Source organism: Pantoea alfalfae, assembly GCF_019880205.1.
In the GTDB taxonomy this organism is placed as follows: Bacteria; Pseudomonadota; Gammaproteobacteria; order Enterobacterales; family Enterobacteriaceae; genus Pantoea; species Pantoea alfalfae.
Window position 1 is genome coordinate 2012951 of record NZ_CP082292.1, and the last position, 22358, is coordinate 2035308.

The window sequence follows — 22358 nt, forward strand, 5'->3', positions numbered from 1 at the left end:
TTCAGAGCAGCGGGTTACCCTCAGGCAGGATGTCATGGAACAGCACAGCGGGAAGCGTTTCACCTCTGGGCTGTCCGTTTGATTAACGCGATGGCGGAGTATGTTTCAGGGCCACACTAAGCTGACTGGCCTGCGGGTCGCTGTGATTAAGCGGACAGCAGTTTTCGCAGCCGATGGCTCCCGCATAATATTTTTTTGCCTGCAGAATGGCGGCATTCACATGATAAAAACTGCCCAGAAACAGTCGGTTATCCATGTCAGGAAGATGGGGGCAGCCCGCGGCATGAACAACATGATTATCGTTATATCCCGATTGTTTATTAACGTAGTAGTAGAGAGCCACAGGCGGTCCTTGTTGCCGTGTTAAAAGGCAAAGCAGATGAATTATTACAATAAAAAGGATTATAGCGGGAAAAGCACGTTTTGTTTGTTATGGATCTGAAGGGAATGTTCAGCATGATAAGCTGCCAGGCCCGCTGGAGAGGTCGGAGCCTGGCTCGGGAGAAAACGGTCAGAGTCTTTTACTATGCAGACGCGAGGCAACCAGCAGCGCCAGGATCAGCAGAACGCTGATAAACAGCGTGATTCCGCTCCAGCCAAAATTATGCCAGAACAGACCGCCCAGCGTGCCCGCCACGCTGGAACCCACGTAGTAACTGAACAGATAGAGCGAGGAAGCCTGCCCACGCGCCCGGCGTGCACGGGGACCAATCCAGCCGCTGGCGACCGCATGAGCGGCAAAAAAACCGGCGGTGAACAGCATCATTCCAGGCAGAATCAGCCAGAGCGAGTTAAAGGCAGTGACCAGCAAACCCAGCAGCATGATGGCTGTTGCGCCCAGCATCACCGGCCCGCGTCCCAGACGACTGGTCAGCGCACCCGCTTTAGGTGAACTCCATGAGCCGGTGAGATAGACCACTGATAACAGACCCACCACGGCCTGGCTGAGATGCCAGGGCGCATCCAGTAAACGGTAGCCAATATAGTTAAACAGGGTGACGAAGGCACCCATCAGCAGAAAGCCTTCGGCAAACAGCCAGGGCAGGCCCGGATCGCGCCAGTGCAGCCGGAAGTTAATCAGCAGATTACGTGGACGCAGCGTGATGGGGCGGAAATGACGCGATGCAGGCAGGATCTTCCAGAACATCAGCGCTGAGGCCAGCGAAAAACAGCCAATCACCGCCACGGCGATGCGCCAGGAGAAGAGGTCGGTCAGGACACCGCTTAACAGACGCCCGCTCATCCCGCCAATTGAGTTACCGCTGATATACAACCCCATTGAAAAGGCGACGACCCGCGCATCCATCTCCTCGCTAAGATAGGTCATACCGACCGCCGCAACACCGCTGAGCGACAGTCCCATCAGCGCCCGCATAATCAGAATGCCGTGCCAGCTGGTCATGGTGGCGGAGATCAGCGTGCAGATGGCCGCCAGCATCAGAGCGGTCACCATTACCGATTTGCGCCCGATAGCATCAGAGAGCGGCCCGGTCACCAGCAGACCTAGCGCCATCAGGCCGGTAGAGATAGAGAGCGACAGGCTGCTGGTCGCCGGAGAAACACCAAACTGCTGTGACAGCACCGGCAGAATCGGCTGCACGCAGTAGAGCAGGGCAAACGTCGCCAGCCCCGCAGAGAAAAGCGCCAGCGTGACGCGCATAAAAGCGGGTGTTCCCCGCCGGATATGACCTGCTGCGGCAACGGACTCCTGCGGTTCAGCCACCGCTTTCTCATCCACTGTGGCCTGTATTGAGCGACTCACACATCTTCCTCTCAGTCTGAAAACCTGTCGTCAGCTTAGGAAAGTGGCATTATGTTGTCTAATATATTAATAATCTCAAATAAGACGTTTAAAATATGAATATCGAACTGCGTCATCTGCGCTACTTCATTGCGGTGGCGGAAGAGCTCCATTTCGGGCGGGCAGCCCAGCGTCTGAATATTTCCCAACCGCCGCTCAGCCAGCAGATTATTCAGCTGGAGGCGGAGACCGGCGCAAGGCTGTTTACCCGTAACAACCGCAGCGTGCAGCTGACCGCCGCCGGCCATCAGTTGCTGAGCGATGCCCGGGCGATACTGTTGCAGGTTGAGCAGGCGGCCGATCGCGCTTCCCGGTTACATCGTGGCGAAGAGGGAGAGCTGCGGATCGGCTTTACCTCATCGGCTCCGTTTACCGCCGTAGTTTCTGATGCGCTGTTCCAGTTTCGTCAGCGCTGGCCGCAGGTGCATATTCAGATGCAGGAGATCAACACTCGCCAGCAGCTGGCACCGTTACATGACGGACGGCTCGATCTCGGCGTGATGCGCAACACGCCGCTGCCCGCCGACCTGCGTCATCAGCTGCTACTGAGCGAGCCGCTCTATGCCGTGGTGCACAAGGCGCATCTGCTGGCTGAGGCTGAAAAGATCTCTGTGACGGCGCTGGCGGCTGAACCCTTTGTCTTTTTCGATCCTCAGGGCGGAACCGCGCTCTATAGCGATATTCTGGCATTGCTGCACCGCTACCACATCAAGCCTTACATCACCCAGGAAGTGGGTGAGGCGATGACCATCCTGGGGCTGGTGGCAACCGGTTTAGGCGTTTCCATTCTGCCCGCCTCCTTTCGCCGGGCACGGCTGGCCGATTTGGTCTGGCTGCCCTTAACGGAAGAGGATGCGATTTCAGAACTCTGGCTGGTCTGGTCAGCCGGACGCGAAATAAATGCGCAGATGGAGAATATGATGGCGTTGCTGCGTGAAAACCACGCCTGAAGCGAGCGTGACACAGCATCAATCTGTGCGATAAATCACATTTCTAATCAAATATTTGACGCTGTCGCCTGATCTGCCTCACCATGGCGCATGTTTATTTAGAAGCGCGAAAATAACCGGGAGCAGGGTTGTGAATCCGGACAGTCAACCTGGCCACATTGACCAGATCAAGCAGACTAATGCAGGTGTCGTATATCGATTAATTGACCGTTACGGTCCCATTTCGCGTATCGAACTTTCCCGCCGTGCCCAGCTTGCTCCGGCCAGCATAACCAAAATTGTGCGCGAGATGCTGGATGCGCATCTGGTGCAGGAGACTGAGTTTCAGGATCCCGGCAGCCGTGGCCGTCCGGCCATTGGCCTGATACTGGATACCGACGCCTGGCACTATCTGGCGATTCGTCTGCATCGCGGTGCCATGACCTTTACGTTGCGCGATCTCAGCAGCCGTGAGCTGGCAGAAGAGAGTCTCCCTCTGCCGGATGAAGCTGCTCAGCCCTTACTGACCTCGCTGATTGACCAGGTCGATGCTTTCTTTATTCGTCATCAGAAGAAGCTGGAGCGTCTCACGGCCATCGCCATTACGCTGCCGGGGCTGATCAACGCGGCATCAGGCGTGGTGCATCGGCTGCCGGGTTATCAGGTACGCGATATGCCGCTGGGCGATGCGCTGGCGGCGCGAACCGGCTTACCGGTGTTTGTGCAGCATGACATTTCAGCCTGGACGCTGGCGGAGTCGCTGTTTGGTGCTTCCCGGGGCGCGCAGGATGTGATTCAGATTGTGATTGATGAAACCGTGGGGGCTGGCGTCATCAGTGGCGGTCAGCTACTGCATAAAAGTGGCCGGGCGCTGGTTGAGATTGGCCATACTCAGATCGACCCTTATGGCCAGCAGTGCTATTGCGGGAATCATGGCTGTCTGGAGACGGTAGCCAGCACCGGCAGTTTGCTGGCGCTGGCGGCGCAGCGTCTGCCTGCCCAGCCTGACAGTCTGCTCAATAACCAGCCGCTGACGCTGACTTCACTGTGTGCGGCCGCGCAGTCGGGTGATCGTCTGGCGCGTGACACCATTGCCAGCGTCGGGCATCACGTTGGGCGGATCCTGGCAATGATGGTCAACATTTTTAATCCACAACATATTCTTATCGGTTCTCCTCTCAATGCCGCCGCTGATGTGCTGTTTCCCGCAGTGCGCAACACTATTCTGCAGCAGTCACTGCCTGCCTACAGTGCTGGTATTCAGCTGGCACCTACTGAATTCAGCGAGCCTGGAACGCTGGGCGGAGCCGCGTTGATCAAAGATGCGCTCTACAACGGACACCTGTTAGTGAAACTGTTGCAAGGTTAAGCAGGCCTGAACTTGCGCTAACGCAATCTGTTCTCATCCTCCATTCCTTAAAATGCCGGTTCGCAGCAAGGTTAATCACCGATTAACCGCAACGGTTCGAGAGGAGAAGTTGAGTGAACAGACTATTTGTTACCGGCACCGACACCGCAGTAGGCAAAACGGTAGTGTCCCGCGCGCTGTTACAAAGTTTTATCGAGACCGGACAGAGTGCTGTGGGCTTCAAGCCCGTCGCGCGCTGTGCTGTCAAAACCGCGGATGGCCTGCGTAACAAAGATGCACAGGTTCTGCAAAGCGCGTCGTCAATCGACCTGGCATACCAGGCGATCAATCCGCTGGCTTTCCAGGAAGAGGAGATCTGCACCCATCCGGGGCAGATTATCGATTACGGATTGCTGACCCGGGGATTAACCAGCCTGACGCAGCAGGCCGATCGGGTGGTTGTTGAGGGCACAGGTGGCTGGCGCAGCCTGATGAACGACGGACGTCCGCTCTCCTGCTGGGTCGTTGAGCAGCAATTGCCGGTGGTACTGGTGGTCGGCATCCAGTCGGGCTGTATCAGTCACGCCCTGTTAACCGTAGAAGCGATAGCGCAGGATGGACTACCACTGGTGGGCTGGGTGGCCAATCGCATCAATCCGGGACTGGCGCAGTACAGCAACATTATTGAGATTCTGCGTGAAAAAATTAGTGCGCCGCTACTCGGCGAGCTGCCTTATCTGCCGCGTGCAGAACAGCGTGATCTGACCTCTTACATCGATATTTCTCTGCTGGAGCAGAACAATCTGCACGCTGTGAGTGCAAAGATCGCCTGATTATGAAACAAACTAAGTCATCTGAGTCGGCAATGAGCCTAAAGTTTCAGGCTTGTTGTCGGCTGTCTTTAACTATTTCCATTTAGAATTGAAAGACCTGGATCGGATATCGCGAAACCCTGACGTCATGGCGCAGAAAATGCATTAACTCCGCTTATCACACTGAGCTGGAGCCCCATCATGTCGCACTCGCACGAGAAAGGTTTGTTATATGGGCTTGAAGCCCGCATTGGCCCCATCCCGGCGTTCTTTGCCGCGCTGCAACATCTGCTGGCCAGCGTGGTGGGCATTATCACACCCCCCCTGATTATTGGCTCGGTTCTGGGATTGCAGGCCTATATTCCTTATCTGATTAGCATGTCGCTGTTCGTCTCCGGCTTAGGCACGTTTATGCAGGCCAGACGTTTTTATGGCGTCGGGGCGGGCATGATCTGCCTGCAGGGTACCAGTTTCGCATTTCTGGGCGTGATTCTCTCCGGTGGCCTGATGGTAAAAGGGCGCGGCGGTTCGCCCGAAGAGATTATGGCGATGCTGTTTGGCTGCAACCTGGCGGCGGCGCTGATCCCGGTTCTGATCAGTCGCTGCGTCGGCACGCTGCGCAAAGTGCTGACACCAGTGGTAACCGGTACGGTAATAACCCTGATAGGCATCAGCCTGATAAAAGTCAGCATCACTGACTGGGCGGGTGGTCACAACGCCACAGATTTTGGCTCGCCGGGGAATCTGGCGCTGGGTGCGTTGACGCTGCTGGTGATCGTGGCGCTGAACCGCTCGCGTAACCGCTGGGCGCGACTGGTGGCGGTAGTGGCCGGCATCGCGGTGGGATGTATTGCAGCAGCCTTAACCGGTCATCTGCAACTCAGGGCCGCGCCGGAGAGCAGCTGGCTGGTGTTGCCTGCTTTCTTCCGGTTTGGTTTCGCCTTTGACTGGACCATTTTTCTGCCGATTGCGCTGGTGTCTGTGATTGCGGTGATTGAAGCGGTCGGGGATCTCACCGCTAACTGCCTGATTTCCCGGCAGCCAATCACTGGTAAACCTTTTCAGCAGCGGTTGCAGGGCGGCCTTGTTGCCGACGGCCTGAGCTGCGTGCTGGCTGCGGTCTTCTCCGCATTTCCAAACACCACCTTCGCGCAGAACAATGGCGTGATCCAGATGACCGGCGTCGCCAGTCGTTATGTCGGTATGCTTCTGGGGATTATGCTGGCGCTGCTGGGGCTCTTTCCCTATGTTGGGTCGCTGTTGCAGCAGATTCCGCCACCCGTACTGGGGGGAGCGACAGTGGTAATGTTTGGCAGTGTAGTCGCTGCCGGTATCCGGGTAATGACCCAGACGCCGCTGGGTCGCCGCGAGATGCTGATTGTCGCGATCTCATTCGGGATTGGTCTGGGGGTGGAAGCGGTGCCGGAGGTGCTGAAGCAGTTCCCGCCGCTGATTAACCATTTATTTGGTCACGCGGTGACAACCGGCGGCATTCTGGCGATTGTGCTCAATCTGGTCCTGCCAGACGAGGCACCTGCGGTGGCAGAGGTGGAGGCGGAAACGCTCACGGAGAGCTAAAAGCTAAAAAGCCGTTAAATGCAGAAGGGCCGATGTTGTCCTTACAGACAACGCAGAAATTCAAAGCGATGGGAGCATACGCCAGTAGCAAAGTATAGCGGGCCAGGGATGGCGGGTTTTGCGTCTTTCCGATCTGACCCGGTTCCCTGCGCATTAAACTTTTGTATTGCTGTCAGTTTCACCCGGATTAGGGTTTCTCTGCGAATGAAAGGGCCATGGCGGCCCTTTCGTCTGACTGCACTATGGATTCAGACGACGACGGGTACGACCCGAGCTGAGATAATCCGCGATATAATCCTGCGAAATTTCCCCGCTGTAGCGCCCCTCTTCATCAACAATCGGCATCCAGACCGTGTTGTGCTCATAGAGTTTCGACAACACCACTCGCAGGTTCTCTTCGGCTTTACCGGTCACCTTAAAGGTATGCAGCTTCTCTTCACAGCGGCCGCTAACGTTACGCGCCTCACGACGCTTCACGAAGCCCAGCGGTTTGCCATCCTCATCAACAACGGTAATCGACCGCATGTCGTTATCATCCATCATGCCAAAGGCTTCATCCAGCGGCGTCGAGCGGCGCACGGTGATGGTCGGCTGCTGATCGGTTACGTCACCCGCCTGCACCAGTAACAGACGCTTAAGCGTGCGGTCCTGACCGACAAACGAGCCAACGAAATCATTGGCTGGCGTCGCGAGCAGTTCATCCGGACTGGCGCATTGCACGATCCTGCCCTGACCAAATACCGCGATGCGATCGCCGAGTTTCAGCGCCTCATCGATGTCGTGACTCACCAGCATCACGGTTTTCTTAAGCTGACGCTGCATGTCGAGAAACTCGTTCTGAATCACTTCACGGTTAATCGGGTCGACAGCACCAAACGGCTCATCCATCAGCAATACCGGTGGATCCGCCGCCAGCGCACGAATGACGCCGATACGCTGCTGCTGACCGCCAGACATCTCACGCGGATAGCGGTGCAGGAACTTTTTAGGGTCCAGTGCCACCATGCTCATTAATTCCGTGGCGCGCTCATGACACTGCTTCTTATTCCAGCCCAGCATGCGTGGCACAACGGTAATGTTCTCTTCGATAGTCATGTTGGGAAACAGGCCAATCTGCTGGATCACATAGCCAATGTTGCGGCGCAGGGTAGTGGTGTCCTGAGTACTGGTATCTTCGCCATTGATCAGGATCCGACCACTGGTGGCCGGAATCAGACGGTTAATCATCTTCAGCGTGGTGGTTTTGCCGCAGCCTGATGGCCCCAACAACACGCACATCTCACCGGCTGGCACATGCAGGCTGACGTTATCGACGGCTTTATTAGTCGTGCCGTTTTTCTGGGTAAAGGTTTTCGTCAGGTTTTCCAGCGTAATCATTATCGAATCCCCTTTGGAGTCAGCGCCTGCTGCAAACGGTGCAGCAGCCAGTCAAGAAAAATAGCCAGCAGACAGATCATCAATGCGCCGGCAATTAACATACGAATATCACTGCCACTGATACCATCCAGCAGCAGCTGGCCCAGACCGCCCGCGCCAATCACGGCGGCAATCGCCATCACGCCAACGTTCATCACCACAGCGGTTCGGATGCCACCAAAAATCACCGGTAGCGCCATCGGGATTTCAACCCAGCGCAGACGCTGCCAGAAGGTCATGCCAATGCCGCGACCCGCTTCACGCAGACCGTCCGGCAGATTCTCCAGTGCGGTGTGGGTATTACGCACAATCGGCAGCAGCGAGTAGAGGAACACGGCGGTAATGGCTGGCAGCGCACCGATGCCCTGACCGATCAGCGAAAACAGCGGGATCATCAGACCAAACAGCGCAATGGTCGGGATAGTCAGTACTACGGTAGCGATACCGAGAATCGGCGTTGCTAACCATCTGACGCGCACGATCAGAATGCCCAGCGGCACGCCAATCACAATGGCCAGACCGACCGCAACCAGCACCAGCCAGCTGTGCTGCCAGCTCAGAGTGAGCAGGGTGCTCCAGTTATCCATGATGTAGTGAAGGGTATCCACAGTGCCTCCTTACAGCATGTTTTTGGATTGAAGGAAATCACGTGCCACTTTTTCCGGTGACTGATGATCGATATCGACCCGCTTGTTCAGCTCGGTAATCGCCTCATTGGTGATCTGTGCAGAGAGCTGATTAAGGGCACTATCCAGCCCTGGATGACTCGCCAGCACATCCTGACGCACGACCGGCGTCACGTTGTAGCTCGGGAAGAAGTGTTTATCATCCTCCAGCACTTTCAGGTTAAAGCCCTTAACCCGGCCATCGGTGGTGTAGATCAGACCGGCATCCACAAATTCGTCGCGAATGGCGTTATAGACCAGGCCCGGATCCATCTGACGGATCTGCGGGCGATCCAGCGCCAGATTATAAGTCTTCTGCAGCGGTTTCAGGCCGTCTGAACGACCTGCAAACTCCAGGTCCAGTCCCAGTCGCCAGTTGTGGTCCGGGTCAGACTGACGAACCTGTTCCACTTTCGCGACCAGCTGTGACATCGTAGTGATGCCCTCTTTTTTGGCCCGCTCCTGAGTCATGGCAAAGGCGTAGGTGTTGTTCATCGGTGCCGGGTTCAGCCAGACCAGCCCCAGTTTTCCGTCCAGTTTTTTCACCGTCTCATAGGCCTGTTGTGAAGACATCGGCTGGCTGATGTGGTTGAAGATAATCAGTGACGTACCGGTATATTCCCAGACCATATCAATCTGCTTATTCAGCAGCGCGTTACGGCCAATGGTGGTGGCGATATTACGTTTGGGCACCACCTCAAAGCCTTTTTTCTGTAGCCACAGCACCGTCATCGCTGACAGGATATGCTGTTCGGTAAAGCTCTTGGTCGCCATCACCAGCGGGGCCGCCGCCTGTGCCGTCTGGCTAAGCAGCAGCGTCGCGGTCAGCGCGACAGCGCTTTTCTTAATCCACTTCGTTAGCATTGCAAAGCTCCTTGTGGTCAGGCCGCAGCGTGCGGACTCAGAAAGCGGCCCAGCGCGGCCAGCATCATATCCAGAACCAGTGCCACCAGCGCAGTAGCAACGGCACCCAGAATCAGTGTCGGAAAGTCATTCAGATAGATACCCGGGAAGATCAGCTCGCCAAAGCTGCTGGCACCAATCAGGAAGGCCAGTGGCGCGGTGCCGACATTGATGGCGGTGGCGATGCGCACGCCTGCCAGGATCACTGGCATCGCGTTAGGCAGTTCAACCTGACGCAGACGTTGCCATTTGGTCATGCCGATGCCGTTGGCGGCCTCAATCAGCGACGGAGGAACTGCACTCAGACCGGAGAAGGTGTTGCGGACGATGGGCAGCAGCGACGCCAGAAATAGCGCAATCAGCGCCGGACGGTCGCCAATCCCGATGATAACCATCGCCAGTGCCAGTACCGCGAGCGGTGGCAGAGTGTTACCGACATTGAAAATCTGCATCACATACTCGGCCCAGCGACGCGCAAACGGGCGACTGAGCAGGATGCCGCTGGGAATACCGACCAGCAGAGCGAACAACATTGACCAGAAAACTAAGAAGAGGTGTTGCTGCCCGAGATAAAGCAGATCGACTTTACGTGCGACCAGCTGATCCCAGCCTAAGCCCCAGATCAGTACTGCGATCACCGCGACCACTGCAAGCAGTGCCAGACCGGCGCGTCGGGCCAGTGAAGCATTTTGCATAGGAGAATCTCCCTGATGACGATCTCAATTGTTATAACAACCATAAACAGCCCGACAGGTGCGACAAAAACTGCCGCCGCGCCCAAAACCGAAACTGCGATAAAATGTAGATAAAATGACTGTTTATCCACTCTTTTTCAGTAAATACCGAACAAGATGGGGTAATGCTATAGCAGGCCTTTTTTGCACAAGCCAGCTTTTAAGCCATCTATCAGGCAGATAGAAACAGGTTAAAAGTGTGTTAAAGCCGCGTAGCCGCTGGGCTAATGCGACAATAAAAAATATTCATCGACTTTAGGTGACACCGTCACAGATGGCGCAGAAGATGCGCACGCGCGGGAAACTGCTTTGGCTGTTTTTGAGCTAGCCTTGCAGATTAAAAAAGGAACCCTATGACTGAAAGCGCACAACTCCAGACCGGGCATCGCCACTGGATCTTAATTGCCTGCATGCTGGCAATGTTTATGGCGGCCATTGAAGTCACTATTGTGGCCACTGCGATGCCGACCATTATTGCTGACCTTGGCGGTTTTTCTCAGTTTGGCTGGGTCTTCTCAATCTATCTGCTGACTCAGGCGGTCAGCGTGCCGCTATACGGGCGGCTGGCGGATATGGTGGGTCGGAAAACGATGTTATTTGTCGGCACCGCCATCTTCCTGGTGGGATCGGTGCTGTGTGGCTTTGCCCACACCATGACCTGGCTGATTCTTTTCCGGGCGTTTCAGGGCCTGGGAGCGGGCGCGATTATGCCGCTCAGCTCCACCATTGTGGCCGACATCTATTCACCGCGTGAACGCGCCAGCGTGCAGGGCTGGCTCTCCAGCGTGTGGGGTGTGGCGGCGATAGTCGGGCCATTGACCGGCGCCTGGCTGGTGCAGCACTTTAGCTGGTCGGTGATTTTCTGGGTCAATCTGCCGATAGGCCTGATCAGCATGCTGATGCTGGCGCGCTGGTTACCGGCGCACCAGAAGGAGGAGACAGCGAAGCCGCTGAATCTGGCGGGCAGCAGCTGGCTGATGCTCTGCGTGACCGCGTTGCTGATTGCGCTGTTGCAGGCCGAACAGCTTGGCGTCTGGCTGGTGCCGTTCCTGCTTTTCTCCCTGTTCGCAGGCTGGCAGCTTAAACGCCATGAGCAGCGTTCAGCGGCACCGCTGTTTCCGCTAATCATCTGGCGCAGCCGGCTTATTGTGGCGGGCAATGCGGGCAACCTGATTATCGGGGCGGCTATGATGGGCATCAGCGCGTTTCTGCCCACCTGGATTCAGGGGATACACGGCGGCTCACCGTTACAGGCGGGCAGTGTGCTGGCGATGATGTCAATTGGCTGGCCGCTGGCCAGCACGCTGAGCGGCAGGCTGATGCTCCACACGTCCTACCGCTTTACCGCCCAGCTTGGCGCGCTGTTGCTGGTCGCTGGCAGCGCCTTGCTGCTGTTCCTGCAGCCCGCCAGCTCCCTCTATCAGGCAGGCTTCACGGCGTTTCTGATTGGCACCGGCATGGGGATGACCAGTACCACCTTCCTGGTCTCTGTGCAGAACCAGGCGGACTACCAGATCCGCGGGATCTGTACCGCGTCTATCATGTTCAGCCGGATGATCGGGTCGGCGGTGGGGACGGCGATTATGGGCGCGGTGCTGAATCTCAATCTGCAGTGGCGACTACCGCAGGTGCAGGATCCGGTACAGCAGGTCATGTCTGAATCCAGTCGTCAGCAGTTACAGCCGGAAAACCTGCAGCAGATGGTGGCGGCGATAGCCGTCTCACTGCACTGGGTGTTTGTAGTCGCACTGGTCATTGCGCTGTTTGCGGTGGGGGTGGCATGGATGATGCCGCGTCAGCGGCCGGAACAGGCGGACTAGCTGGCAGGGCGACAGGATGTCGCCCTGGTTTGACGTTGACTACTGTGCTGGCGCGTCCTGAGAACTGCCGGCACTGGCAGGGACGCTGGCTTCATCGTCACGGCCTGTTCGCTTGTAAACAATCTTTTGTGTGTCGTTTTCACAATGTCCGACGACCTGACCGCCCGCCTGATCAACCTGATCGTTGGCAACAACGTCGAGACTAAAACCTGATTCAGGCACACCGTTCTGAATGATTTTCTGGCTGATATCGGCTTTCACCGATTCACAGGATGCCTGCGCCATCAGCGGCAGAGATAAAAACGCCGCGCTTAACAAAACCCTCTGTAGCTTCATCACGTCTTCCTTATGTTAGTCGTCCGTCATTACTATAGCTCAAATTTACGGCGCTACCGGGCGACCTGAACGGCGATCCAGGCAACGCAGGGTGTTAGGTTCCCAGTACGCGTTGAGATTGAGGCTCTGCTCGCACTTGTCTCGGGTATCAAAGGCGCGGTCGGTTTTATCAAACTCTTTTTCGACGCGGGTGTTTACTTTGTTGCGCAGCATACGTGTGTCATTCCATTGCTCTTTGTCCTGACGCGCTGCTTCATTGCTCAGCGCAGAACTGCCATCTTCAATGATCAGACGGTTAGTATTCGCAGTGGCAGTCAACGCCGCGGTAGAGAGCAGCACCATCAGCACGGCAGGGATCATTTTTTTCATCACAATATCCTTTAGTTAACGCAAACATCGCCATCCGGGACGGCTGTTGCAGCGAGTTCTCATAGTATATCATCGCCGTTTCTTTGCTCACCAGCGGTGAGTCGTTTGTTTACGTTCAGGAGAGGTAAGGGTGCTGATTAAGACCGCCTTGCTGTTTTTTATAACCGCGCTGGCGGAGATCACCGGCTGCTTTCTGCCGTGGCTATGGCTTAAAAAAGGGGGATCGGCGTGGCTGTTACTGCCTGCCGCGGCCAGTCTGGCGCTGTTTGTCTGGCTGCTGACTCTGCATCCGGCTGCCAGCGGACGAGTGTATGCCGCCTACGGTGGCGTCTATGTGCTCACCGCACTGCTCTGGTTACGGGTGGTGGATGGCGTGAAGTTAAGTGCGTGGGACTGGAGCGGGGCACTGATTGCCTTTAGCGGCATGCTGATCATCGTCATGGGCTGGGGACGCGGTTAACGCCAGCCATCATGGCTGGCGCGGCAGAGGCTTACGGCTTATGTACTTTAAGACCCGCCAGCGTCTGGCTGACCGGCATCATCTCCAGACTATTGATATTGACATGCTTAGGCAGCGTGGCGACCCACCAGACCGCTTCTGTCACATCCTCTGGCGTCAGAGCAGTAGCGCCTTCATAGACCTGACCGGCTTTGTCATCATCGCCTTTGAAGCGCACGTTGGAAAACTCGGTGCCGCCAACCAGACCCGGCTCAATGTCGGTCACACGCAGCGCGGTGCCGTGCAGATCGGTTCGCAGGTTCAGGCTGAACTGGCGCACAAAGGCTTTGGTCGCCCCATAAACGTTGCCTCCGGCATACGGCCAGCTGCCGGCAATGGACCCGATGTTGATGATATGACCTGCATCCCGCTCCACCATCTGTGGCAGCAGGGCACGGGTCATATAGACCAGCCCCTTGGTGTTGGTGTCGATCATGTTTTCCCAGTCTTCCACGTTAGCCTTGTGCGCAGGCTCAATGCCCAGTGCCAGACCGGCGTTATTAACCAGCACGTCGATATTGCGCCATTCGGCCGGTAACTGTGCCACCGCCTCTTCAATAGCGGCACGGTTACGCACATCCAGCTGCACGGTATAAAGGTTGTCGCCCAGCTCATCCTTCAGCGCTTTCAGACGTTCAGCGCGTCGGCCGGTCGCAATCACTTTGTGACCGTTCTCAATAAAGCGGCGGGTGATGCTTTCACCAAAACCGGCAGTCGCGCCGGTGACAAAGATAATCATCTCACTGTTCCTTATGCCATTTTCAGAGTCGAGGGCTTCACCATAGCATTTCATTTCTGCTTCTGCGCGAGGAAAAGCAGCCTGGCCCGTAAACGGATTTTAACGGGCATCCCGCTGCGCCTTTTCAGGGCAGTCTGCACCGCAAAAGGGCAGATTGTCTGGCAACAGGCCATACTCACATTAAGTCATCCGGGCTATATCGAATCGCAACCGTTTGCATCGGCTTCGCAAACGGTTGCGACGCTAACGAAGGCCACCTTTGTTGCGCAACGCTTAACTTTTTCGATAGGGTTTTGATTTTAAAGGGTTTTGTTGTATTTCAGATCTGGCACGCAGGTTGCAAGATTTTTACAGAGATTCATCTGCAGATAATCAATCGCGCTTTCAGAAAGGACATACCATGCTATCAGCAACCGATATGGCGATACGCGCCAGCTTTTTTGACTTCACAGGCGTGGTGGATCATCCCGACGACCTGACCGGAAAGGCTCGCTATCTGGAGGATGGCCTGCTGCTGCTGCGTGACGGACACGTGGTTGGGCTGGATAGCTGGGAGAACAGCGAGGCGAGGCTGGCGGGCCAGCCTGTTACCGATATGCGCGGCAAACTGATTGTGCCTGGCTTTGTCGATACCCACATTCACTATCCACAGACGGAGATGATTGGTGCCTTTGGCGAACAGCTGCTGGAGTGGCTGAATCACTACACTTTCCCGGTTGAAGCGCAGTATCACTGCCCGGATCACGCCGCAAAGATGTCCGCCTTTTTCCTGCATCAGCTGCTCTCCAACGGCACCACCAGCGCGCTGGTGTTTGGCACCGTGCATCCGCAATCCGTCGATGCGCTGTTCAGCGCGGCCGAAGCCCTGAACATGCGGCTGATTGCCGGCAAAGTGATGATGGATCGCAATGCACCCGACAATCTCATCGAAACCCCGGAACAGAGCTACCAGCAGACGCGAGCGCTGATTGAGCGCTGGCACAAGCGTGGACGGCTGAATTATGCACTGACACCGCGCTTTGCGCCGACCTCATCCCCGCAGTTGCTGGAGAAAGTGCAGCAGCTGCGTCAGGCGTTTCCGGATACCTGGCTGCACACTCATCTCAGCGAAAACCCGCAGGAGGTTGCCTGGGTAAAAGAACTGTTCCCGGAGCGTGAGGGTTATCTGGATGTTTATCATCATTACCAGTTGACGGGTCGCCGCAGCGTGTTTGCGCACTGCCTGCATCTGGAAGAGCAGGAATGGCAGTGTCTGCACGATACCGATTCCTCCATTGCCTTCTGTCCTACCTCAAACCTGTTCCTCGGCAGCGGCCTGTTTAACATTAAACGCAGCTGGCAGCAGGGCGTGAAAACAGGCATTGGCACCGATGTCGGCGCAGGCACCACCTTTAGTATGCTGCAGACCCTGGGCGAAGCCTACAAGGTAGGCCAGCTGCAGCACTACCGGCTCAGCGCCGCCGAAGCCTTTTATCACGCCACGCTGGGCGGAGCGCACGCGCTGGATCTCGACCATGCAATCGGGAACTTCAGCGTCGGTAAAGAGGCGGACTTTGTGGTGCTCGATCCGGCGGTCTCTGCGCTTCAGCAACTCCGCATCGGCAACAGCAAAGACATCTGGGAAAAACTGTTTGTATTAATGACGCTGGGCGACGACCGCAACATTGCCCAGACCTGGGTCGGTGGTCGTCCGGTCTGGCAGCGCGATGCACAGGAGCAAGCCGCATGATCCAGTTTCTGTTAAATAACCAGCTGGTCAGCGAAGATGCGCTCGACCCGAATCTCACGGTGCTCAACTACCTGCGCACTTGTCAGCATCGGCCTGGCACTAAAGAGGGCTGCGCCTCCGGCGACTGCGGTGCCTGCAGCGTCACGCTGGGTAAAGCTGTCGGCGGTGAGATGCAGTATGAAACGATCAACAGCTGCCTGACGCTGGTCTCCGCGTTACAGGGCAAACAGCTGATCACGGTTGAGGATCTGCGCCACGGTCGCGCACTGCATCCGGCGCAGCAGGCAATGGTCGACTGCCACGGCTCACAATGCGGATTCTGCACGCCAGGCTTTGTAATGTCGCTCTTCAGCCTGCAAAAAAAGTCAGCGGGCTGGGATCGGCATCAGGCGGAAACTGCGCTGGCGGGCAATCTCTGCCGCTGCACCGGCTACCGGCCAATCATGGCTGCGGCCGAACAGCTCTGCTCGCAGCCGGTCAATGACCAGTTCGATCACAGTGCCGCCAGCACCGTACAGCGGCTGGCCGCGCTGGCTACTCCGGAAATGCAGGAGATAGGCGTTGAGGGTCATCGCTGCTTCCTGCCAAAAACTCCGTCCCAGCTGGCCGCAATCTATCAGGCACATCCCGATGCGAAGCTGATTGCGGGTGGCACCGATCTCAGCCTGCAGATCACCCAGCAGCATAAAAAAATACCGCTACTGATTGCACTTGAGCAGGTTGCCGCGCTGAAAGTCTGCAGCGAATTTGACGATCACTATCTGCTGGGTGCAGGCGCATCGCTACAGCAGGTCAGCGAGTTTCTTGCCAGCCGCATTCCCGGCGTCAGCGAGATGCTGCAACGCTTTGCTTCACTGCAAATCCGTTTGCAGGGGACACTCGGCGGTAACATCGGTAATGCATCACCCATAGGGGACGCGTCGCCGGTGCTGCTGGCCCTCAATGCCAGCTTGCTGCTGCAGCGCGGTGAGCAGCAGCGGAGCCTGCCGCTGGATCAGTTCTTTACCGGCTATCGCCAGACGCAGCTGGAAAAAGGGGAGTTTATCCGCGCCATTCGCATCGATAAAGTGACGGTGTCACCAGATTTTGTTGCCTGGAAAGTCTCTAAACGGCTGGATGATGATATCTCCGCCGTGTTCGCTGCCTTTAACCTGCAGATGGAACAGGGCGTGGTAAGTTCCGCCCGTATCGCCTTTGGCGGCATGGCGGCCACACCGCAACGCGCCCGGCACTGTGAACAGGCGCTGGTCGGTCAGCTGCTGAGTTCCGTGACAGTGTCACGAGCAGCCGCCGCGCTGGCAGAAGATTTCCAGCCGCTTTCTGATTTCCGTGCCAGCAGTAACTACCGCCTTCAGGTGGCACGCAATCTGCTCCGCCGCTACTGGCATCGCCACCACGGCGAAATCACCTGCCTCGAGGTCTCCCGCTATGTCTCATAACCGTCCTGAACTCAACGAAGAGGTGATCAAGGCGCAGTATGCCGCGGATTTACAGAGCGGCGTGGGTCGCAGTCATCGTCATGAGAGCGCGGAAAAACATGTCTCCGGCGAGGCGCGTTTTATCGACGACAAGCCGGAATTGCCTGGTCTGCTGCACCTCTGTCCGCGCCTGAGTGAGCATGCTCATGCGCGCATCCTGCGCATAGATATGCAGCCCTGTTATGCCGTGCCCGGCGTGGTGAGCGTATTAACCTGGCAGGATGTGCCGGGCATCAATGATGTCGGGCCGCTGGAGCCGGGCGATCCGCTGCTGGCACATGACAAAGTAGAGTACCTGGGGCAGATCGTGATTGCGGTGGCGGCGGAATCCCCTGACGCTGCGCGTCTTGGCGCGGCCGCGGCAGTGATTGAGTATGACGTGCTGGAACCGTTGCTGGATGTGGAGCAGGCGCTGGCGCAGGGCAGCTTTGTGCAGGAACCGCACATTCACCAGCGCGGGGATGCAGACGCGGCACTGGCACGCGCGCCGCATCGGGTCAGCGGATCGTTCCATATCGGCGGCCAGGAGCATTTCTATCTGGAAACCCAGACGGCAATGGTCATTCCTGGCGAAGATCAGCAGTTGCAGGTCTTCTCCTCAACCCAGAATCCCACCGAAGTGCAGAAGCTGGTGGCGGAAGTGATGGGCATCAGCCTGAATCAGGTGACCATCGATATGCGCCGGATGGGCGGCGGCTTTGGCGGTAAAGAGACACAGGCGGCCGGGGTTGCCTGCCTCTGCGCGATCGTGGCGCGTCAGACCGGCCGGGCGGCAAAGATGCGGCTCTCACGCCGCGACGATATGCGCGTCACCGGCAAACGCCATCCGTTCTTTGTACGCTACGACGCGGGCGTTGAAGAGGACGGGCGTCTGTGCGGCATCAGAATCGATCTTGCCGGCAACTGCGGTTATTCGCTGGATCTTAGCGGATCAATCGTCGATCGTGCCATGTTCCACGCCGATAACGCTTATTACCTCGGCGATGCGCTAATAACCGGCTATCGCTGCCGCACCAATATGGCCTCGAATACCGCCTATCGCGGTTTTGGCGGACCGCAGGGCATGGTGGCGATTGAACAGATCATGGATCATATCGCCCGCGACCGTGGACTGGACCCACTGGCGCTGCGCAAGCGTAACTATTACGGCAAGCAGGAGCGTAACATCACCCATTACCACCAGCAGGTAGAGGATAATCTGCTGGATGAGATCACTGAACAGCTGGAGCTGAGCAGCGACTATCAGGCACGGCGCGCGGAAATCACAGCGTTTAACGCCCGCAGTCCGCTGCTGAAACGCGGCCTGGCGCTGACGCCGGTAAAATTCGGCATCTCCTTTACCTCCAGCTTCCTCAATCAGGCGGGCGCGCTGATTCTGATCTATACCGACGGCACGGTGCAGCTTAACCACGGTGGCACCGAAATGGGCCAGGGACTGAACACCAAGGTGATTCAGATTGTTGCCGAAGTGCTGCAGATTGAAACCGATAAAATCCAGATTACCCCCACCGACACCGGCAAAGTGCCCAACACTTCGCCGACGGCGGCCTCCAGCGGCGCTGACCTTAACGGTAAAGCAGCGCAAAACGCTGCGGAAATCCTGCGCGACCGCATGACCGCCATGCTCTGCGAACTGCATCAGTGCGATGCGGCGGCGGTGAGCTTTCGTAATGGCGTAGTGCGCGCTGGCGAAAAGCATTATACCTTTGCCGAGGTAGCGAAGCTGGCGTGGCTCAATCAGGTGCCACTCTCTGCCTCCGGCTATTATCGCGTGCCGGGGATTCATTACGACCGGCTGGCCGGGCGTGGCACGCCGTTCTACTACTACGCCTTTGGGGCTGCCTGCTGCGAGGTGGTGATCGATACTTTAACCGGTGAATCCCGCCTGCTGCGCGCCGATATTCTCCATGACGTCGGGGCCTCGCTGAACCCTGCCATCGACATCGGGCAGGTCGAAGGGGGCTTTGTGCAGGGCGTCGGCTGGCTCACCTGCGAAGAGCTGGTATGGAGTGACAAAGGCCAGCTGCTGACCGATGGTCCGGCAAGCTACAAAATTCCTGCCATCAGCGACGTTCCGGCGGACCTGCGGGTCACGCTGGTGGAGAACCGCAAAAACCCGAAAGACACAGTGTTTCACTCCAAGGCCGTAGGCGAACCGCCGTTTATGTTAGGGATAGCCGCCTGGTCTGCTCTGCAGGATGCGGTCGCCAGCGTCGCCGGTTACCAGCAGCACCCTGGGCTGGATGCGCCTGCGACACCGGAGCGGATCTTCTGGGGCGTGCAGCGCCTGACTGGAGTTGTTGATGATCTATCATGACTGGATCGGCGTGCTGCATCAGCTGCGTGAAAAACGCCAGAGCTGCGTATTGATCACCGTGCTCAGTGAGCACGGTTCGGTGCCGCGTGACAGCGGCAGCAAAATGGTCGTCACGCAGCAGGAGAGTTTTCTCACTATCGGTGGCGGTCATCTGGAGTTTGCGTGCATCGCTCAGGCCAGGGCGATGCTGCAGAGCGGGGCAACTGCGCCCCACATCGAGGATTTCAGCCTCGGCGCGCGGCTCGGACAGTGCTGTGGCGGCAAAACCACACTGCTGTTTGAGCCGCTGCTTCAGGCGCAGCCGGAAATTTACCTGTTTGGCGCGGGCCATGTCGGACAGGCGCTGGTGAATCTGCTGGCGACGTTACCCTGTCACGTAAACTGGATCGATAGCCGTCCGGCGCAGTTCAGCCACGTTCCCGCTGGCGTGATGACACTGCAGCCGGACGATCCGCTCGACTGTGTGACCCAGGCGCCTGCGGGCAGCTACTTCATCATCATGACCCATCATCATCCCCTCGACTTCGATTTGTGCGAGGCGGTGCTGAAGCGCGGCGATTTCCGCTATGCCGGGGTGATCGGTTCTGAAACGAAAAACCAGCGTTTCCGCTACAGGCTGGCAGGCAAGGGTGTGGCAAGCGAGCCGCTGGCGCGCCTGCGCTGTCCGATTGGCCTGCCGGACGTCAAAGGCAAGCTGCCCGCCGAGATTGCGGTGGCGATTGTCGGGGAAATCATCAGCGTGTATCAGCAGCAAATCGCCTGAGTTGCGCTTTCGCGGCAACCTGTCAGGATAAGACTTTGCGATGCCCACCAGGAGCGAACCATGAACGCCCGTCAGAATCCTTTCTTTAGCGTCAGCACACTGCCTTATCAGGCGCCTCCCTTTGACCAGATTGAGGAGCAGGATTTTCTGCCCGCGCTGCAGGCGGGCATTGAGGAGAAGCGTCAGGAGATCGAGGCGATCGCACTGAACAGCGACGCGCCCAGCTTTTTCAACACTTATGAGGCGCTGGAGAGGAGCGGACAACTGCTCAACCGGGTGAATCTGGTGTTCAGTGCCATGACCTCGGCGCATACCAGTCCGTATCTTCAGCAGGTGGATGAGGAGATTGCGCCTCAGCTTACCGCGCTCAACGATGACATCATGCTGAACCGCCCGCTGTTTTCGCGGCTCGATGCGGTCTATCTGCAGCGCGCTAAACTGGATGCTGAATCAAAACGGCTGGTCGAGGTGATCTGGCAGCGTTTCCAGCTGGCGGGGGCCAATCTGCCGGAAGCGCAGAAACAGCAGCTTAAGGCACTGAATCAGGAGGCGGCCCGCCTCAGCACCCGCTTCACCAACAGACTGCTGGCCGCCACTAAAGCGGGTGGGCTGGTCGTCGATGATCTGCAGAAGCTGGAGGGACTCTCACCGGCCGATCTGGCGGTGGCGCAGGCGGAAGCGCAGGCACGCGGACTGGAAAAGCGCTGGCTGCTGGTGTTGCAGAACACCACCCAGCAACCCGCACTTCAGAGCCTGGCCGATCGCGCAACCCGTGAAGCGCTGTTTAAGGCGGGCGTGACGCGCACTGAAAAAGGCGATGAGAACGACACCCGCGAGCTGGTATTACGTCTGGCGCAGGTCAGGGCGGAGCAGGCGCGGCTGCTGGGATTTGCCAGCTATGCCGAGTGGAAGTTACAGGATCAGATGGCCAAAACGCCTAAGGCGGCGCTGGCGTTTATGCATAACATCGTGCCTGCCGCGCGCGGTCGTGCGGAGCGTGAAGCGGCGGCTATCCAGCAGACCATCGACCAGCAGCAGGGCGACTTTACCCTGCAGGCCTGGGACTGGCGTTTTTATGCCGAACAGGTGCGGCGTGCCCGTTACGATCTGGATGAGAGCCAGATTAAGCCCTACTTTGAACTGAATTCAGTGCTGCAGAATGGCGTGTTCTGGGCGGCGACGCAACTCTATGGCATCCGTTTCACGCCGCGACAGGATCTGCCCGTTTACCATCCCGACGTCCAGGTCTACGAGATTTTTGACGCCGATGAGACCCCCCTGGCGCTGTTTTACACCGACTTCTTTAAGCGCGACAGCAAAGGCGGCGGCGCCTGGATGAGCAACTTCGTCAACCAGTCTACGCTGCTCGACAGCAAACCGGTGATCTACAACGTCTGTAACTACACCAAGCCGCCAGCCGGTGAACCGGCGCTGCTGAGCTGGGACGACGTTATCACGATGTTTCACGAGTTCGGTCACACGCTGCACGGTCTGTTTGCCAGCCAGCGCTATCCGAGCCTGTCGGGAACGGAAACCCCGCGCGATTTCGTTGAGTTTCCTTCGCAGATCAATGAGCACTGGGCCAGCGAGCCAGCGGTGTTCCGAAACTATGCCCGTCACTATCAGACTCATGAGCTGATGCCTGCTGAGCTACATGAAAAGATCGTCCGGGCCGCGACGTTCAATAAAGGCTATGAGATGAGCGAACTGCTGGCTGCCGCGCTGCTGGATCTGCACTGGCACAGCCTTAACTGTGATGCCGCACCGCAAAGCGTAGAAGGGTTCGAGCAGCAGGCGTTGCAGAGCGACAATATGGCGCTGTCGGCGGTGCCGCCGCGCTATCGTTCCAGCTATTTCCAGCATATCTGGGGCGGTGGTTACGCCGCAGGTTATTACGCCTATATCTGGACGCAGATGCTCGCCGACGATGGCTATCAATGGTTTGCGGAGCATGGCGGACTGACCCGTGAAAACGGCGACATCTTCCGGCAGAAGATTCTGTCACGAGGTAACAGCAGCGATCTTAAAACGCTGTATGAAAGCTGGCGGGGCGCAGCACCTCAGCTTGAGCCCATGCTGAAGAATCGCGGTCTGGCGAATTGATAATTAAAAGGGCTGTCAT

The 22358-nt window shown here is 57.3% G+C and carries 20 protein-coding genes; 11 read left to right on the plus strand and 9 right to left on the minus strand.

Going from position 1 to position 22358, the window contains the following annotated elements:
• Positions 1–82: 82 nt before the first annotated feature.
• Entirely contained in the window at positions 83–343 is a 261-nt protein-coding gene (locus K6R05_RS09355; protein WP_033732735.1) for a hypothetical protein, read from the minus strand.
• A 168-nt stretch (positions 344–511) separates the two neighbouring features.
• Positions 512–1762 carry a multidrug efflux MFS transporter YnfM/SxtP(Kp) gene (gene ynfM, locus K6R05_RS09360; protein ID WP_222924008.1) on the minus strand — a complete coding sequence of 417 codons (1251 nt, stop codon included), beginning with the start codon at positions 1760–1762 and terminating at the stop codon, positions 512–514.
• A gap of 95 nt (positions 1763–1857) precedes the next feature.
• Between ynfM and K6R05_RS09365 the strand changes: the two genes are divergently transcribed.
• The 4 genes from K6R05_RS09365 (at position 1858) to K6R05_RS09380 (ending at position 6468) form a co-directional block, all read left to right on the plus strand.
• Positions 1858–2751 (plus strand): LysR family transcriptional regulator, encoded by an 894-nt coding sequence (locus K6R05_RS09365; RefSeq protein ID WP_161735890.1) that lies wholly within the window; start codon positions 1858–1860, stop codon positions 2749–2751.
• 130 nt (positions 2752–2881) lie between these two features.
• On the plus strand, positions 2882–4099 hold the full coding sequence (gene mlc / locus K6R05_RS09370) for a sugar metabolism global transcriptional regulator Mlc (RefSeq protein ID WP_161735892.1): 1218 nt from the start codon (positions 2882–2884) through the stop codon (positions 4097–4099).
• Between the two features lie 113 nt (positions 4100–4212).
• A complete protein-coding gene (gene bioD / locus K6R05_RS09375; protein ID WP_222924009.1) occupies positions 4213–4911 on the plus strand; it encodes a dethiobiotin synthase in 699 nt (232 codons plus the stop codon).
• 180 nt (positions 4912–5091) lie between these two features.
• Positions 5092–6468, plus strand: a complete 1377-nt coding sequence (locus K6R05_RS09380) for a nucleobase:cation symporter-2 family protein (protein ID WP_222924010.1) — start codon at positions 5092–5094, stop codon at positions 6466–6468.
• Between the two features lie 240 nt (positions 6469–6708).
• Here the strand turns inward: K6R05_RS09380 and osmV are convergent, their stop codons facing one another.
• From osmV to K6R05_RS09400, 4 genes are read right to left on the minus strand one after another with little or no spacing between them, the layout of a single operon-like run.
• On the minus strand, positions 6709–7845 hold the full coding sequence (osmV, locus tag K6R05_RS09385) for an osmoprotectant ABC transporter ATP-binding protein OsmV (RefSeq protein WP_222924011.1): 1137 nt from the start codon (positions 7843–7845) through the stop codon (positions 6709–6711).
• Positions 7845–8492, minus strand: a complete 648-nt coding sequence (osmW, locus tag K6R05_RS09390; RefSeq protein WP_010244802.1) for an osmoprotectant ABC transporter permease OsmW — start codon at positions 8490–8492, stop codon at positions 7845–7847. Before osmW ends, osmV begins: the two co-directional genes overlap by 1 nt.
• Positions 8493–8501: 9 nt before the next feature.
• Positions 8502–9413 (minus strand): glycine betaine ABC transporter substrate-binding protein, encoded by a 912-nt coding sequence (locus K6R05_RS09395; protein WP_161735898.1) that lies wholly within the window; start codon positions 9411–9413, stop codon positions 8502–8504.
• 17 nt (positions 9414–9430) lie between these two features.
• Entirely contained in the window at positions 9431–10147 is a 717-nt protein-coding gene (locus tag K6R05_RS09400) for an ABC transporter permease (protein WP_222924012.1), read from the minus strand.
• A 392-nt stretch (positions 10148–10539) separates the two neighbouring features.
• On the opposite strand from K6R05_RS09400, the gene K6R05_RS09405 reads away from it, so the two are divergent.
• On the plus strand, positions 10540–12006 hold the full coding sequence (locus K6R05_RS09405; protein WP_161735902.1) for an MDR family MFS transporter: 1467 nt from the start codon (positions 10540–10542) through the stop codon (positions 12004–12006).
• Between the two features lie 39 nt (positions 12007–12045).
• Here K6R05_RS09405 and K6R05_RS09410 read toward each other — a convergent pair whose 3' ends face one another.
• Positions 12046–12342 (minus strand): DUF1161 domain-containing protein, encoded by a 297-nt coding sequence (locus K6R05_RS09410; RefSeq protein WP_161735904.1) that lies wholly within the window; start codon positions 12340–12342, stop codon positions 12046–12048.
• A gap of 45 nt (positions 12343–12387) precedes the next feature.
• Complete coding sequence (locus K6R05_RS09415) at positions 12388–12711, minus strand: DUF1283 family protein (RefSeq protein ID WP_013357904.1); 324 nt, start codon at positions 12709–12711, stop codon at positions 12388–12390.
• 133 nt (positions 12712–12844) lie between these two features.
• Here K6R05_RS09415 and K6R05_RS09420 point away from each other — a divergent pair, with 133 nt between their 5' ends.
• Positions 12845–13171, plus strand: a complete 327-nt coding sequence (locus tag K6R05_RS09420) for a YnfA family protein (protein ID WP_061063722.1) — start codon at positions 12845–12847, stop codon at positions 13169–13171.
• A gap of 31 nt (positions 13172–13202) precedes the next feature.
• On the opposite strand, the gene ydfG is transcribed toward K6R05_RS09420, so the two are convergent.
• The gene (gene ydfG / locus K6R05_RS09425; RefSeq protein WP_161735918.1) at positions 13203–13949 is read right to left on the minus strand and encodes a bifunctional NADP-dependent 3-hydroxy acid dehydrogenase/3-hydroxypropionate dehydrogenase YdfG; all 747 of its coding nucleotides are present in this window, start codon (positions 13947–13949) and stop codon (positions 13203–13205) included.
• Between the two features lie 400 nt (positions 13950–14349).
• Between ydfG and guaD the strand changes: the two genes are divergently transcribed.
• From guaD to dcp, 5 genes are read left to right on the plus strand one after another with little or no spacing between them, the layout of a single operon-like run.
• Positions 14350–15678 (plus strand): guanine deaminase, encoded by a 1329-nt coding sequence (guaD, locus tag K6R05_RS09430; protein ID WP_222924013.1) that lies wholly within the window; start codon positions 14350–14352, stop codon positions 15676–15678.
• On the plus strand, positions 15675–17117 hold the full coding sequence (gene xdhA / locus K6R05_RS09435) for a xanthine dehydrogenase small subunit (RefSeq protein WP_222924014.1): 1443 nt from the start codon (positions 15675–15677) through the stop codon (positions 17115–17117). The genes guaD and xdhA overlap by 4 nt, the downstream gene beginning before the upstream one ends.
• A complete protein-coding gene (gene xdhB / locus K6R05_RS09440; protein WP_222924015.1) occupies positions 17107–19473 on the plus strand; it encodes a xanthine dehydrogenase molybdopterin binding subunit in 2367 nt (788 codons plus the stop codon). The genes xdhA and xdhB overlap by 11 nt, the downstream gene beginning before the upstream one ends.
• Positions 19460–20236: a xanthine dehydrogenase accessory protein XdhC gene (gene xdhC / locus K6R05_RS09445; RefSeq protein ID WP_222924016.1), complete on the plus strand. Its 777-nt coding sequence runs from the start codon at positions 19460–19462 to the stop codon at positions 20234–20236. The genes xdhB and xdhC overlap by 14 nt, the downstream gene beginning before the upstream one ends.
• 60 nt (positions 20237–20296) lie before the next feature.
• Positions 20297–22339, plus strand: coding sequence for a peptidyl-dipeptidase Dcp (dcp, locus tag K6R05_RS09450; protein WP_222924017.1), 2043 nt, complete (start codon positions 20297–20299; stop codon positions 22337–22339).
• Positions 22340–22358 lie beyond the last annotated feature (19 nt).